Source organism: Streptomyces sp. P1-3 (assembly GCF_050613155.1).
Lineage (GTDB): Bacteria > Actinomycetota > Actinomycetes > Streptomycetales > Streptomycetaceae > Streptomyces.
The window spans coordinates 2698617-2711569 of the sequence record NZ_CP192512.1 but is presented as its reverse complement, the minus strand read 5'-3'; the positions used below and the strand labels follow the sequence as shown (position 1 = coordinate 2711569).

The 12953-nt window shown below is 67.9% G+C and carries 18 protein-coding genes; 11 read left to right on the top strand and 7 right to left on the bottom strand.

Annotated features, from left to right (window positions below; genetic code table 11):
• Positions 1–21 precede the first annotated feature (21 nt).
• Together ACQUSR_RS11200 and ACQUSR_RS11195 are read right to left on the bottom strand one after the other, a co-directional pair.
• The gene (locus ACQUSR_RS11200; RefSeq protein ID WP_431042419.1) at positions 22–402 is read right to left on the bottom strand and encodes a hypothetical protein; all 381 of its coding nucleotides are present in this window, start codon (positions 400–402) and stop codon (positions 22–24) included.
• A gap of 4 nt (positions 403–406) precedes the next feature.
• Positions 407–817: an ATP-binding protein gene (locus ACQUSR_RS11195; RefSeq protein WP_431042418.1), complete on the bottom strand. Its 411-nt coding sequence runs from the start codon at positions 815–817 to the stop codon at positions 407–409.
• 101 nt (positions 818–918) lie between these two features.
• On the opposite strand from ACQUSR_RS11195, the gene ACQUSR_RS11190 reads away from it, so the two are divergent.
• Both ACQUSR_RS11190 and ACQUSR_RS11185 read left to right on the top strand, forming a co-directional pair.
• Entirely contained in the window at positions 919–1803 is an 885-nt protein-coding gene (locus ACQUSR_RS11190; protein WP_431042417.1) for a helix-turn-helix domain-containing protein, read from the top strand.
• Positions 1804–1812: 9 nt separating this feature from the next.
• On the top strand, positions 1813–2013 hold the full coding sequence (locus ACQUSR_RS11185; RefSeq protein WP_431042416.1) for a DUF397 domain-containing protein: 201 nt from the start codon (positions 1813–1815) through the stop codon (positions 2011–2013).
• An 11-nt stretch (positions 2014–2024) separates the two neighbouring features.
• Here ACQUSR_RS11185 and ACQUSR_RS11180 read toward each other — a convergent pair whose 3' ends face one another.
• Entirely contained in the window at positions 2025–2399 is a 375-nt protein-coding gene (locus tag ACQUSR_RS11180) for a hypothetical protein (RefSeq protein ID WP_431042415.1), read from the bottom strand.
• A gap of 55 nt (positions 2400–2454) precedes the next feature.
• Positions 2455–3048 carry a DUF4291 domain-containing protein gene (locus ACQUSR_RS11175; RefSeq protein ID WP_431042414.1) on the bottom strand — a complete coding sequence of 198 codons (594 nt, stop codon included), beginning with the start codon at positions 3046–3048 and terminating at the stop codon, positions 2455–2457.
• Between the two features lie 139 nt (positions 3049–3187).
• Here ACQUSR_RS11175 and ACQUSR_RS11170 point away from each other — a divergent pair, with 139 nt between their 5' ends.
• From ACQUSR_RS11170 to ACQUSR_RS11145, 6 genes are all read left to right on the top strand, one after another.
• Positions 3188–3658, top strand: a complete 471-nt coding sequence (locus ACQUSR_RS11170) for a cupin domain-containing protein (RefSeq protein WP_431042413.1) — start codon at positions 3188–3190, stop codon at positions 3656–3658.
• Positions 3659–4052: 394 nt separating this feature from the next.
• The gene (locus ACQUSR_RS11165) at positions 4053–5714 is read left to right on the top strand and encodes a peptide ABC transporter substrate-binding protein (RefSeq protein ID WP_431042412.1); all 1662 of its coding nucleotides are present in this window, start codon (positions 4053–4055) and stop codon (positions 5712–5714) included.
• Positions 5715–5718: 4 nt separating this feature from the next.
• Entirely contained in the window at positions 5719–6642 is a 924-nt protein-coding gene (locus tag ACQUSR_RS11160) for an ABC transporter permease (RefSeq protein WP_431042411.1), read from the top strand.
• The gene (locus ACQUSR_RS11155) at positions 6635–7612 is read left to right on the top strand and encodes an ABC transporter permease (protein WP_431042410.1); all 978 of its coding nucleotides are present in this window, start codon (positions 6635–6637) and stop codon (positions 7610–7612) included. Before ACQUSR_RS11160 ends, ACQUSR_RS11155 begins: the two co-directional genes overlap by 8 nt.
• A gap of 11 nt (positions 7613–7623) precedes the next feature.
• Positions 7624–8679, top strand: coding sequence for an ABC transporter ATP-binding protein (locus ACQUSR_RS11150; protein ID WP_431042409.1), 1056 nt, complete (start codon positions 7624–7626; stop codon positions 8677–8679).
• Positions 8669–9709 carry an ABC transporter ATP-binding protein gene (locus ACQUSR_RS11145; protein ID WP_431042408.1) on the top strand — a complete coding sequence of 347 codons (1041 nt, stop codon included), beginning with the start codon at positions 8669–8671 and terminating at the stop codon, positions 9707–9709. The genes ACQUSR_RS11150 and ACQUSR_RS11145 overlap by 11 nt, the downstream gene beginning before the upstream one ends.
• Positions 9710–9760: 51 nt before the next feature.
• Here the strand turns inward: ACQUSR_RS11145 and ACQUSR_RS11140 are convergent, their stop codons facing one another.
• From ACQUSR_RS11140 to ACQUSR_RS11130, 3 genes are all read right to left on the bottom strand, one after another.
• Positions 9761–10285 (bottom strand): hypothetical protein, encoded by a 525-nt coding sequence (locus ACQUSR_RS11140; RefSeq protein WP_431042407.1) that lies wholly within the window; start codon positions 10283–10285, stop codon positions 9761–9763.
• A 173-nt stretch (positions 10286–10458) separates the two neighbouring features.
• Positions 10459–10683, bottom strand: coding sequence for a DUF397 domain-containing protein (locus tag ACQUSR_RS11135; protein ID WP_431042406.1), 225 nt, complete (start codon positions 10681–10683; stop codon positions 10459–10461).
• Positions 10684–10685: 2 nt separating this feature from the next.
• A complete protein-coding gene (locus ACQUSR_RS11130; protein ID WP_431042405.1) occupies positions 10686–11510 on the bottom strand; it encodes a helix-turn-helix domain-containing protein in 825 nt (274 codons plus the stop codon).
• 168 nt (positions 11511–11678) lie between these two features.
• Between ACQUSR_RS11130 and ACQUSR_RS11125 the strand changes: the two genes are divergently transcribed.
• The 3 genes from ACQUSR_RS11125 (at position 11679) to ACQUSR_RS11115 (ending at position 12951) form a co-directional block, all read left to right on the top strand.
• Positions 11679–11972: a hypothetical protein gene (locus ACQUSR_RS11125; protein ID WP_431042404.1), complete on the top strand. Its 294-nt coding sequence runs from the start codon at positions 11679–11681 to the stop codon at positions 11970–11972.
• The gene (locus ACQUSR_RS11120) at positions 11944–12390 is read left to right on the top strand and encodes a hypothetical protein (protein WP_431042403.1); all 447 of its coding nucleotides are present in this window, start codon (positions 11944–11946) and stop codon (positions 12388–12390) included. The genes ACQUSR_RS11125 and ACQUSR_RS11120 overlap by 29 nt, the downstream gene beginning before the upstream one ends.
• Before the next feature lie 102 nt (positions 12391–12492).
• Entirely contained in the window at positions 12493–12951 is a 459-nt protein-coding gene (locus tag ACQUSR_RS11115) for a hypothetical protein (protein ID WP_431042402.1), read from the top strand.
• Positions 12952–12953 lie beyond the last annotated feature (2 nt).

Genomic DNA, 12953 nt, shown 5'->3' with positions numbered 1-12953 from the left:
CGCCCTGTGCGTTGTGCCCGATCAGCCCGCGGGTGTGTCCGGCCCGCGCCAAGTCGGCATGACCTCGCGGCGGGCCGCGTCCAGCAGTTCTCCGAGCTCGGCGGCGGCGCTTCGGGCGGCTTCGCGGCTCTCCGCCTCGGCGACTGCCCGCTCCAGCTCTTCCAGCCGCTCAGCGCGTCGGGGGAAGCGCCGCAGCGCTACGAAGACCCCCCAGAGATGCAGAAAGGTACGCATCGGAACGGTGCTGTCGAACTGCACCGCTTCCTGCCAGGCATCGTGGAACTCGGCTTCGAAGCGCACGGACGCGCTCAGGTCCAGGGTGCGAACGGCGACTCTCAGCGCCTGTTCCGTCAGCGGTGGCATGGGGAACAGCGGCTCGTCGTCGTGCTGGGAGTGCCGCACGGCTTCACTCCGCCGGGTGCGGCTTGGCCGACATGGTGAACCAGACCGCCTTGCCGTTGGGGTACCGGTCGATGCCCCAGTCGTCGGCGCAGCTCTCGACCAGCGCCAGCCCGCGTCCGCTCTCGTCGCCGTCCCGGGCCGCGCGCGGTTCCGGCAGCCCGGGGCCGGTGTCCCATACGGCGACACGGAGGTCGGGTGGCTCGGGCTCCCACTCCATGCTGATGAAGGTGTCGGTCGTGGCGCTGCGGTACGCGTTGGTCGCCAGCTCGGAGACGAGGAGTTCGGCGGTGTCGGTGATGCAGGTGAGGCGTGCCGCCTTGAGGATGCTGCGGATGGTGGCTCTGACGACGCCGATCGCGCGGGGGTCGTGGGGGATGAACAGTCCGTAGGACCAGGCTTCTTCGGGCATGCGCATGTGGCAGCCTCCAGTGAGTACCTTATGTGACTGGCGCCATACGAAAGGTAGCGGCTAGCGTTGTTAATTAACAACCTGTTGTCGCGAAAGGGGAGAGAGTCATGGGGCTGCGGGCCAATCCCACATACCGTCAGCGCCGCTTCGGGGCAGAGGTTCGAAAGGTGCGCGAACGTGCGGGTCTGAGCGTCGGTCAGAGCGCTGCGGTGATGGGCATGCAGCAGGCGCACATCAGCAGTGTGGAGACCGGGCGTACCAGCTTGTCACCGGAGCGGTTGCGCGCCCTTGCGGCGGCAGGTGGTAGTGAAGATGCAACGTACGTTGACGCGCTGGTGGAGATGGGGCAGGCGTCGGGCAAGGGCTGGTGGACGCCATATCGGGGCCACGTCCGGCCGTCGCTCCTCGACATCGCGGAGCTTGAGGCCGGTGCGGAACGCATCATCAGCTACGAGCCGATGTTCATCCCGGGACTGCTGCAGACGCCGGAGTACGCGACCGTCATCCATCATGGCGGCTACGCCCGCGGGTCCAGGGAGGAGCTGGACGAGGCGATCCGGTTCCGCCTCCAGCGGCAGCACATACTGACCGGGGATCGGGCGCCTCACTTCCACGCGGTCGTCCACGAAGCGGCGCTGCACGTCTCGCTGGGCAGCCGAGAGATCATGCGTGATCAGCTGTTCCGGCTGATTGAGGTCTCGCGCCTGCCCAACGTGACCGTCCAAGTCCTGCCGTTCGACGGGCCAGTGGGTTTCGGCACGTCCTTCACGATGGTGCAACCGAACGTCGTGGAACTGAGCACCGTCGTTGTGGCTCACGTCGAGCAGTCCCTCTATCTCGGGGAGGCGGATGAGCTTGCGAGGTACAAGCAAGTGTTCGCTAGGCTGCGGGAGATGGCGCTGCCTCCGGTTGACGCCGCCATGCCGCCGGAGGCACACGTGGCCCAGGACTCGCTGGGGCTGATCCAGCGACTCCTGTACCCGCTGCTCTAGGAAGGCCTTATGCCCCAGCTCAGATGGCAGAAGTCGAGCTTCAGTGAAGGAGGCGCCGATACTTGCGTGGAGGTTGCCGCCGACGCCATGGGAACAAGGCACCTCCGTGAGAGCGACGACCCCGGCACCGTCATCCGCACCAAGCCCGCCGCGCTCCGCGCGCTCATGCGGGCCGTCAGGCGCGGGGAGTTCGACCACCTCGCCGAGTGATCCGGCTAGCTTCACCCGCGCGCGGTATCGCCCGCCGACTCGGCCTCGAAGTACTCCACCGCCCGCCGGTAGCTGCTCATGGTCTGAGTGACGTGCCCGGTGACGTACAGCCCCGCACCCGCGATCGCCACGGGCAGGGACACGGCCAGCAGCCCGAGCATCTCAGACCACGGGCGGGCCTCCGGGCACCCGTCCAGCGGCTCGTCACCGAAGAGCACCGACTCGCATTCGATCGACCCGGGCCCATCGGTCTCGTACGGCATCATCAGCAGGTACGCGAACCAGACCCACAGCGCCCCGGTGACGAAGAAGAGGCCCCTGCCCCACGCCATCTTCCGCTCGGCCCGCCGCCGGAACTCCTCGTCATACTCCTTCGCGCTCGTCACGCGCCCTCCCCTGCCATGCCCCTGAGATCAATGGCACGCGACTATACCCCCGGCACTACGGGCGCAGCCGGTCCAAGAGCCCGTCCCCGTCCGGGTACGGCAGCTCCTGCGGCAGCAGCGCGGCCGCGGCGTCCGGCTCCCCGTCCCGTACGAGCGCTTGGATCTGGTGGGCGAGCGGCGTCACGTCGGTGATGCCGACGGTCCACTCGTCCGCGTACCGCCGCGCGGCCTCGCCGGAGAGCCCGAGCTGGAGGGAGCGGTAGGGGAGCGCCGTCAGCCGCAGGTCGCGTTCCGGGTCCCACTGCACGCGAGCGGGGCACCGCCTCACCTCACGCTTCCAGGAATCCCGGTCAGGGTGCAGGCCGCGTTCGTAGTGCGACAGACAGGCATTGCGCAACGCCCACTCGAACCCCTCGCGGCGGATCTCGACGGCCAGGACGGTCTCCTGTCCCTCCTTGGCGCCCCAGCCGCAGCGGTACATCATCCACAGGAACGAGGGCTTGATCCACGTCATCCGGTCCCGCTTCCATGCGGCGGGGAACCGCCCGTCGCGGGCGGCGGGCAGGCCGATGTGCGGGGCGTACGCCTGGTAGACGGTGACGGTGGTCGCGGTGTGCAGCGCGCGGACGCGCCGCTCGGGCTCGTGCATGGGGAAAGGGTGCACGTCCGCGCGCGGCCGGGCCACTGAATTCGTGGTGAGTCCCATGGGCGGTCCGATCGGTGGTCGCGATCGGTGACTTCGATCACCTCGGTGGATCAGACGTACGCCTGACCTGCCAGGATGCGGTATGACCAACCAACAACCCTCAGCCCCACGCCCGTTGCTGCGCCGCCCCGAGGACGGCGAACTCATCGACGTCGCGGGAGTGGCGCACTTCTTCCGGCTGACCGCTGAGCACACCGAAGGCCGCTTCTCCTTCGAGGAGTTCACCCTGGAGCCCGGCATCGTCGGCGCGCGACCGCACGTCCACCACGCCCATGACGAGTACTTCTACGTCCTGGAGGGCGAGTTGACCCTGCACGACGGCGAAGGGGAGGTGACGGTGGGACCCGGGAACCTGATGTCCGCGGTGCGCGGGACGCCGCACGGCTTCCGCAACGCCGGTACGGAGACCTGCCGCGCCCTGTGCCTCTACACCCCCGCCGGGTACGAGGGCTACTTCCGCGAGGTGCACGCCGCCGTCGCCGCCGGCGCCGAGGTGACGGACGAACTCCTCGCCGAGTTCCGCGGGCGTTTCCAGACGACCTCGCACGGCTGACCCACGGCCGAGGCCCGGGCCCGGCCGCGTCAGGCTCGGGCTCAGCCGCGTCAGGCGCGGGCCCGGCCGCGGCGGCCCTCCTCGTCGCGATCACCGCGATCACCCCGACGGCCTTCGTACGGCCGATCCGCTTCACTCGCCTTCACTCGTCCGGCGGGCCGTACGCATGCCCGAGCCCCGCCGGCCGAGCCGCCCCGCAGCCCCGCCCCCGACCCTGCGCCCGACCCCGGCCGCGCTCGTTCGGGTGAACCACACCCCACGCATACGGGCGGTTTATTGGCCGAACACGGGCAAATGGCGGGTCGGAAAGACGGCTTCCGTCATTGTTTAGGTGTCATCTGGGTCCAATGCCGGAGCTTCGACCCTGAGGAGGCACTCCATGAGGAGGCACTCCATGCGCACAGGCACGTGTACGGCCACGCGCGCGGCCACGCGCACCGCGCGCACCATGTGGGCCGCCTGCGCCGTGGCGGTGGTCGCCGTCGCGGCCGCGGCCTGCGGGGGCGGTGACGGCGGCGGAGGAGGCGGGGACGGGATCGTCCGTTCCTCGTGGGGCGACCCGCAGAACCCGCTGGAGCCCGCCAACACCAACGAGGTCCAGGGTGGCAAGGTCCTCGACATGGTCTTCCGCGGGCTCAAGCGGTACGACCCGAAGACCGGCGCGGCCCAGGACATGGTCGCCGAGAAGATCGAGACGAGCGACCAGCAGAACTACACCGTCACCATCAAGGACGGCTGGACGTTCAGCAACGGCGAGAAGGTCACCGCCAAGTCCTTCGTGGACGCCTGGAACTACGGCGCGAACCTCGACAACAAGCAGAAGAACGCCCACTTCTTCGAGTACATCAAGGGGTACGACAAGGTCCACCCGACCAAGGGTCAGCCGACCGCGAAGACACTTGAGGGACTCGCGGTCAAGGACGACCGGACCTTCACGGTCGCGCTCAAGCAGAAGTTCTCCACCTGGCCCGAGACCCTCGGCTACAACGCGTTCGCCCCGCTGCCCCGGGCGTTCTTCACCGACCACGCCGCGTGGGTGAAGAAGCCGATCGGCAACGGCCCGTACCAGGTCGACTCGTACACCCGGGGCTCGGTGATGAAACTCCGCAAGTGGGACGGCTACAAGGGTCCCGACCAGGCCCAGAACAACGGCGTCGACCTGCGCGTCTACACCGACAACAACACCGCCTACACCGACCTCCAGTCCGGCAACCTCGACCTGGTGGACGACATCCCCGCCGCCCAGCTGAAGAACGTCCAGAGCGACCTGGGCGACCGCTACATCAACCAGCCCGCCGGCATCATCCAGACCCTCGCCTTCCCGTTCTACGACAAGAACTGGAACGGCCCGGACTCCGACAAACTGCGCACGGGCATCTCCCGGGCCATCAACCGCAAGCAGATCACCGAGCAGATCTTCGAGAAGACCCGCACCCCCGCAACCGACTGGACCTCCCCCGTCCTGAGCGAGGACGGCGGCTACAAGTCCGGGCTGTGCGGCGACGCCTGCGACTACGACCCCGCGGCGGCCAAGAAGCTGATCGCCGAGGGCGGCGGCCTGCCCGGAGGCAGGATGACGATCACGTACAACTCCGACACGGGCTCGCACCGGGACTGGGTCGACGCGGTCTGCAACAGCGTCAACAACGCGCTGGACAAGGACAACGCCTGCGTGGGCAACCCGGTCGGCACCTTCGCGGACTATCGCAACCAGATCTCCGACCGGAAGATGAAGGGCCCGTTCCGGGCCGGCTGGCAGATGGACTACCCCCTGATCCAGAACTTCCTCCAGCCGCTGTACTACACCGATGCCTCGTCCAACGACGGGCACTGGAGTGACAGGAAGTTCGACGACCTGGTGGACCAGGCGAACGCCGAATCCGAACCGGCCAAGGCGGTGACCGGCTTCCAGGGCGCGGAGAACGTCCTCGCCCAGCAGATGCCCGCCATCCCGCTGTGGTACCAGAACGGCAGCGCGGGCTACTCCGACCGGCTCGGCGACGTCGCGCTGAACCAGTTCAGCGTCCCGGTCTACGACAAGATCAAGGTCAGCTGACCGGATGGGCCGCTATGTGATCCGGCGGCTGCTCCAGATGATCCCGGTGTTCATCGGGAGCACCTTCCTGATCTTCTTCATGGTGTACGCCCTGGGAGACCCGGTCGCCGCGCTCTTCGGCGACCGGGCCCCCGACCCCGCCACCGCCGCCCGCATCCGCAAGGAGCTGTACCTCGACGAGCCCCTGTGGCGGCAGTACGGGCACTACATGGGGCTGATCTTCCAGGGCGACTTCGGTACCGCCTTCAACGGCGAGCCCGTCACCGAGCTGATGCGGACCTCGTTCCCCGTCACCCTCCGGCTCACGATCGTGGCGGTCCTCTTCGAGATCGTCGTGGGCATCACCCTCGGCGTCTTCAGCGGACTGCGCCGCGGCCGCGCCCTGGACACGTCGGTCCTCCTGCTCACCCTGGTCGTCGTCTCCATCCCGACCTTCGTCAGCGGCTACGTGCTCCAGTACCTGTTCGGGGTCAAGTGGGACTGGGTGAACCCGTCCGTGTCACCCGAGGCGCCCTTCGACGAGCTCCTGCTCCCGGGCGTCGTGCTGGGCCTGACCTCGCTCGCGTACACCGCGCGCCTCACCCGTACCTCCATCGCCGAGAACACCCGCGCCGACTATCTGCGCACCGCGCTCGCCAAGGGCCTGCCGCGCCACCGGATCGTCACCCGGCACCTGCTGCGCAACTCCCTCATTCCGGTGGTCACCTACATCGGCACCGACATCGGCGCGCTGATGGGCGGCGCCATCGTCACCGAGCGGATCTTCAACATCCACGGTGTGGGATTCCAGCTCTACCAGGGCATCCTGCGGCAGAACTCGCCGACCGTGGTCGGCTTCGTCACCATTCTGGTGATCGTCTTCCTGCTGGCGAACCTCCTCGTCGACCTCCTCTACGCCGTGCTCGACCCGAGGATCCGCTATGTCTGAGCATCCGTATGACGACAACGAGGCCGTCGCCCCGACCGGAGGCGGCAGCGCCGACCTGGCCACCGGGGAAGCGGAGACGCTGGACCGCGGCCCTGGCCGCGCCCAGGGACCGGAACCGGCCACCAAGGCGCGCAGCCTGTGGTCCGACGCCTGGCACGACCTGATCCGCAACCCCGTCTTCGACATCGCCGGCCTCATGATCGTCTTCCTGATCGTCATCGCCATCTGGCCGGAGGCCATCGCCAGCGGAAACCCGACCAAGTGCGACCTGGGCAAGGCCCAGGAGGGCTCCCAACCCGGCCACCCCTTCGGCTTCGACACCCAGGGCTGCGACGTCTACACCCGGGTGGTCCACGGCGCCCGCGCCTCCATCCAGGTCGGCATCTTCGCCACGGCGGGCGCGGCACTGCTCGGCAGCGTGCTCGGCGGCCTCGCCGGCTTCTTCGGCGGCTGGTGGGACGCCCTGCTCTCGCGCATCGCGGACGTCTTCTTCGGCATCCCGATCGTCCTCGGCGGACTGGTCTTCCTGTCCGTCGTCACCAGCGGCACGGTCTGGCCGGTCGTCGGGTTCATCGTGCTGCTGGGCTGGCCGCAGATCTCCCGTATCGCCCGCGGCTCGGTCGTCACCGCCAAACAGAACGACTACGTCCAGGCCGCCCGCGCGCTCGGCGCGGGCAACACCCGGATGCTGCTGCGGCACATCGCGCCCAACGCCGTCGCCCCCGTCGTCGTGGTCGCCACCATCGCGCTCGGCACGTACATCGCCCTGGAGGCGACCCTGTCCTTCCTCGGCGTCGGACTGAAACCGCCCACCGTCTCCTGGGGGATCGACATCTCCTCGGCCTCCACCCACATCCGCAACGCCCCGCACATGCTGCTGTGGCCGGCGGGTGCGCTGAGCGTCACGGTGCTGGCCTTCATCATGCTCGGCGACGCGGTGCGCGACGCCCTCGACCCCAAACTGCGCTGAGGAGGCGGCAGATGACCACGTCTCCGGAGGCCACGTCCACGGGGGCCACTTCCGCGGAGGGCCCGGGGCTTCTGCTGGACGTCCAGGACCTGCGGGTGGAGTTCCGCACCCGCGACGGTGTCGCGCAGGCCGTCAACGGCGTGTCGTACAGCGTGGACGCGGGCGAGACCCTCGCCGTGCTGGGCGAGTCCGGCTCCGGCAAGTCGGTCACCGCGCAGGCCGTCATGGGCATCCTCGACTCCCCGCCCGGCTTCGTCACCGGCGGCCGCGTCCTCTTCCAGGGCCGGGACCTGCTCCGCGCCTCCGCCGACGAGCGCCGCAAGGTCCGCGGCGCGAAGATGGCGATGATCTTCCAGGACGCGCTGTCGGCCCTCAACCCGGTGATGTCGGTGGGCGCTCAGCTGGCCGAGATGTTCCAGGTGCACCGGGGTTTGGGGCGCAAGGAGTCGAGGATGAAGGCCGTGGAGCTGATGGACCGGGTCCGTATTCCGGCGGCGAAGGAGCGGGTGGGGGACTATCCGCACCAGTTCTCGGGCGGTATGCGGCAGCGGATCATGATCGCCATGGCGATGGCGCTGGAGCCGGACCTGATCATCGCCGACGAACCGACGACGGCGCTGGACGTGACCGTCCAGGCCCAGGTGATGGACCTCCTCGCGGAGCTTCAGCGCGAGTTCAACATGGGCTTGATCCTGATCACCCACGACCTGGGCGTGGTGGCCGACGTCGCGGACAAGATCGCGGTGATGTACGCGGGGAGGATCGTCGAGACCGCCCCGGTGCATGAGCTGTACAAGCGGCCCGCGCACCCGTACACCCGCGGCCTGCTCGACTCCATCCCGCGCGTCGACCTCAAGGGCCAGGACCTCTACGCGATCAAGGGCCTGCCGCCCAACCTCATGGCCATCCCGCCCGGCTGCCCCTTCAACCCGCGCTGCCCGCGCGCCCAGGACGTCTGCCGCACGGACCGCCCCCCGCTCTACCCGGTGACGGAGGACGACGGCACGGAGCTGCCCGGCCGGACCAGCGCCTGCCACTTCTGGAAGGACGAACTCCATGCCGGCTGAGGCGATCTTGGAGGTCCGCGACCTGGCCAAGCTCTACCCGTTGACGCAGGGCATCGTGTTCAAGCGGCAGGTGGGTTCGGTACGGGCGGTGGACACCGTCTCCTTTGACCTCGCGCGCGGCGAGACGCTCGGCATCGTGGGCGAATCGGGCTGCGGGAAATCGACGGTCGCGAAGACCCTGGTCCACCTGGAGGAGCCGACGGCGGGCACGATCCGCTACAAGGGCGAGGACATCACGAGATTGTCGGGCAAGGCGTTGAAGGCCGTCCGCCGGAACATCCAGATGGTCTTCCAGGACCCGTACACGTCGCTGAACCCGCGGATGACGGTGGGCGACATCATCGGCGAGCCGTACGAGATCCACCCGGAGGTCGCCCCCAAGGGCGACCGGCGCAGGAAGGTCCAGGACCTCCTTGACGTGGTCGGCCTCAACCCCGAGTACATCAACCGCTATCCGCACCAGTTCTCGGGCGGCCAGCGGCAGCGGATCGGGATCGCGCGCGGCCTGGCGCTGAACCCGGAGATCATCATCTGCGACGAGCCGGTGTCGGCACTGGACGTCTCGGTCCAGGCGCAGGTCATCAACCTGATGGAGAAGCTCCAGCAGGAATTCGACCTCTCCTACGTCTTCATCGCGCACGACCTGTCGGTGGTGCGGCACATCTCGGACCGGGTCGCGGTGATGTACCTGGGCCGCTTCGCCGAGATCGGCACGGACACCCAGATCTACGAGCACCCCACCCACCCGTACACCCAGGCCCTGCTGTCGGCGGTCCCGGTCCCGGACCCGACCGCCCGCGACCACCGCGAACGCATCCTGCTGGCGGGCGACGTCCCGAGCCCGGCCAACCCGCCGTCCGGCTGCCGCTTCCGTACCCGCTGCTGGAAGGCCCAGCCGAAGTGCGCGGCGGAGGTCCCACTGCTGGCGGTCCCGGAGTGGCTCCGGGGGGAGGGGCCGTCGGCGCATCCGTCGGCGTGCCATTTCGCGGCGGAGCGGGGGGTGGTGCCGGCGGAGGAGCCGGAGTCCTAGCCGGGCCGTCCCTGGTCTGCGAAACCCCCTCACGTCTCGGGTGATCCGGTGTCAGTCCAGTGTGAGTGTCCAGTACACCGGATGGTCGTACCTGTACCCCTCGAACGGCATCCACACCTTCACGGTGATCGTCATCCCCTCCTTGCTCCCGACGACGCGTACGGGCACGGTGATGCTGTCGCCCGCATCGAGCCGCGTGAGCAGCTTTCGGACCGTCTCTTCGAGGTCGATTGTGTAGCTTGAGCTGCTGTCGTCGGGATCGTCGTGGTCGAGTGGCTCTCCGTCGTTTACGACGAGGGGAACACGGCCGGCACCCATCGGCAGAGCTGTCAGCGTTCGATCCGATTCGTTCTCGTAGGTGACAGTGAAGCGATGGGTCGTCCCATCCGGCTCCAGGCGCGGCTCGCTGACTGTCACTCTAAGCCCGTTCTCATACCGCTCGGTGTCACCGGCCCCCAGCGGATTCTCAGCCGACCCCTCCACCCCTCCATTCCCCTTCAGGCTCTTCTCCAGGGAGTAGATGGCGTAGGTGAAGAAGCAGACGCCGCTGAGGATCAGCACGATGACCGTCACCATGATCCCCTTGAGGGCAGATCGAGCGGTTCCGGCTGCGGGCTCGTGAGCTGGCCCCAGATGCGGCACGACTGAAGGGGAGGAGCTGGGTTGGCTCGTATGCATGGAAGGAAGCTATGGCGCCAGACAAGGGCCGGACATCCGTGCGATAGCGCGAAGTGACTAGGTACGGATGCTCAGGTGGCGGGGAACTCCCCGCGCTTGATGGCGGAGACGAACGACGACCAGCCGTCGGCGGAGAAGACGAGCGCGGGGCCGTCGGGGTTCTTGCTGTCGCGGACGGGGACGACGCTGTGGGGGTGGGTGAGGTCGCGGGAGAACTCGACGCATTGGCCGCCGCTGCCGTCGCTGTAGGACGACTTGACCCACACGGCGGCGGAGAGGACTACGTCGGCTCTCATGCTCAGTACTCCTTCAACAGGGCCTTGATCAGAGCAACTGACTCAGCCGGGGACAGCGCGTGTGCTCGGAGAAGATCGTAGTCATCCTCAGCGGCGGCGACCGTCCCGGCGAAGTCGTGCATCCTCCCCCCTACCCGAGTCTCCGTGTACAGCACCGCAGGGGAGTCCGTGAAGCGCAGCACAGTGAAGGGCTTCATATGCGGCGTCGGAGCGCCGGCCGAGAACGGCAACACTTGAAGCTCGACATGCGGTGACTTGGCCGCCTCTAGCAGGTATTCAAGCTGCCCGGCCATGACCTTGCCTCCACCCACAACCGTCCCAAGGCATGCCTCGTGAAGGATGGCCCAGAGGAGGGGTGGAGTGTCACGCTCGAAGACGTCACGCCGACGCAGGCGCGCGGCAACCTTGCCCTCGATTGCCTCTGAACTGGCCCGGGGATTGGACACACGGAAGATGGCCCGGGCGTAGTCCTCGGTCTGGAGGAGACCCATCACGACGTCTGCTGAGTAGTCCAGGATGCGCCATGCCTTCCGCTCCAGATCGAGGTACGGAGCGAACCACGAGGGGTGGTCGCCGTCGTCGATCCTCCGCAGCAATCCGGCGAACAACTCACCTGTCCCGAACACGGCGTCGCAGCCTTTGGCGAACTTCTCGCTGGGCTTGGACGGCAGTTTCCCGGCCTCCACCCTGCTGACGTATGCCTCGGAGTAGCCCGTGGCTCTGCCCAGGTGTTTCTGCGTGAGCTTGCGTGCGAGACGTACCTGCTTGACGTCGCGCCCGAAGCGCTGGAGGGCGTTCAAGTGCTGGGTTGGGGCGGTCTCGTCCAACGCTGTGACCTCCGGTCATGTCGTCCCGGCCAGCAACGATGACGGCCAACCAGCTTGCTGGCTGCCGTTTAAGTAGCCAGATTCTACGGGAAGTTGCGTTGTCCTGGTGACTGAATGGCTACGCCCGGTGCTCACCCGAGGCGAGCGGACACCAGACAGGAGGCCCCGTTGGACTCACAGAAGAACCCCCAGCGCGCCCCGTTCCAACTCGGCGACCGCGTACGCGGCATGTCGTACGTCGCCCCGGACCGACTCCGATGGGAGCGACCCGAACCGTTCGAGGGCGTCGTGGTCCAGATCGGCAGCGGCTGGGCGGGGGTCGACGCGGACCACGCGTACGTGTGGTCGCGCCTGGACGACCACACCGAACGCAAGTCGCTGGTCATGGAGACGGAACTGGTACAGCGAGCAGACGCGGAGAAGGGGCGCCACGATGGACCACGCCATCATCAAGGGCGCTGAGTGGGTCCTGACCCCGGAGACCAGCGAAGGCGCACCCGAAGCGATCTACGGCGCGCAATGCGTCCGGTGCGGACGGGAACGCTGGTCGGACAACGACCCGCGCCCGATCGGGGTCTGGGCCATCGACCACTCCCGCACAGACCCCACCCACTGCCAGTTCCTCATGACCACCCACAAACACTGGCGAGTCGACCCCAACCCCTCGCACCACACCCGCCCCTCCGCGCATTTCACCCCACCCGATGCCCCACCCCAGCTACCCCGGACCTGCCACGCGCGCCCACGCGCGCCACGCCCCTGGCTGACGGCCCTCAGATGCGCCACCACCAAGACAGTCCACTTCGCGGGACTTGCCGTGATCGTCGGGCTGTCCGCAGCCTGCGGCTTCGTCATAGGCCTGATCGTTGCCATGGGCTGATTCCGGCCCCATCAGCCCTGCCCGTAGACTCGCGACGGTTTTCGCAGGTCGCAGGTCGCAGGTCGCAGGTCGCAAGGCAGGAAGTGCGGGAGGTACGGGGGAATGACCGCTTTCGAGCAGGAGTGGGCGGAACTCAAGGCGGCTGTGTCCGCTGGCGGGGGGACGCGACTCGACGGTGTCGAGGGGAAGAGCGGTGACGATGGCTCTGGTGGAGTGAAGTCCAGCAAGAACGCCTGGACGACGGCAGGGAAGGCGGTCGGCACGCTCGCGACGAGCGTCAGGACGGCTAAGAAAAAGCTGACGGAGGGGCAGAAGGGGGTCGGCGCGAAGGATGCCAGCGGCGCCAGCGGCGTGGAGAGCGCGGTGGCCCAGCGGGATGTCTGTGGCAGCTGGAAGCTGTATCTGAACGGTTTGTCTGGCCGATGCACTGCGCTTGAGACGAAACTCAATCTTGCGGGCACTACGCTCGCTGGGTCCGATGAGGATGCCGCGAACGCGTTCTACAGCTTGGACAAGGACTATAGGGACACCCCGGCTGTCGGTGGCAAGGGCAAGGGGTGATC

Bases quoted from the DNA above. Each gene is read 5' to 3' on its own strand.
- ACQUSR_RS11195 (WP_431042418.1), bottom strand. From the start codon at position 817: ATGCGCATGCCCGAAGAAGCCTGGTCCTACGGACTGTTCATCCCCCAC.
- ACQUSR_RS11190 (WP_431042417.1), top strand. From the start codon at position 919: ATGGGGCTGCGGGCCAATCCCACATACCGTCAGCGCCGCTTCGGGGCA.
- ACQUSR_RS11185 (WP_431042416.1), top strand. From the start codon at position 1,813: ATGCCCCAGCTCAGATGGCAGAAGTCGAGCTTCAGTGAAGGAGGCGCC.
- ACQUSR_RS11175 (WP_431042414.1), bottom strand. From the start codon at position 3,048: ATGCACGAGCCCGAGCGGCGCGTCCGCGCGCTGCACACCGCGACCACC.
- ACQUSR_RS11170 (WP_431042413.1), top strand. From the start codon at position 3,188: ATGACCAACCAACAACCCTCAGCCCCACGCCCGTTGCTGCGCCGCCCC.
- ACQUSR_RS11165 (WP_431042412.1), top strand. From the start codon at position 4,053: ATGCGCACAGGCACGTGTACGGCCACGCGCGCGGCCACGCGCACCGCG.
- ACQUSR_RS11160 (WP_431042411.1), top strand. From the start codon at position 5,719: ATGGGCCGCTATGTGATCCGGCGGCTGCTCCAGATGATCCCGGTGTTC.
- ACQUSR_RS11155 (WP_431042410.1), top strand. From the start codon at position 6,635: ATGTCTGAGCATCCGTATGACGACAACGAGGCCGTCGCCCCGACCGGA.
- ACQUSR_RS11150 (WP_431042409.1), top strand. From the start codon at position 7,624: ATGACCACGTCTCCGGAGGCCACGTCCACGGGGGCCACTTCCGCGGAG.
- ACQUSR_RS11145 (WP_431042408.1), top strand. From the start codon at position 8,669: ATGCCGGCTGAGGCGATCTTGGAGGTCCGCGACCTGGCCAAGCTCTAC.
- ACQUSR_RS11140 (WP_431042407.1), bottom strand. From the start codon at position 10,285: ATGGTGACGGTCATCGTGCTGATCCTCAGCGGCGTCTGCTTCTTCACC.
- ACQUSR_RS11135 (WP_431042406.1), bottom strand. From the start codon at position 10,683: ATGAGAGCCGACGTAGTCCTCTCCGCCGCCGTGTGGGTCAAGTCGTCC.
- ACQUSR_RS11120 (WP_431042403.1), top strand. From the start codon at position 11,944: ATGGACCACGCCATCATCAAGGGCGCTGAGTGGGTCCTGACCCCGGAG.
- ACQUSR_RS11115 (WP_431042402.1), top strand. From the start codon at position 12,493: ATGACCGCTTTCGAGCAGGAGTGGGCGGAACTCAAGGCGGCTGTGTCC.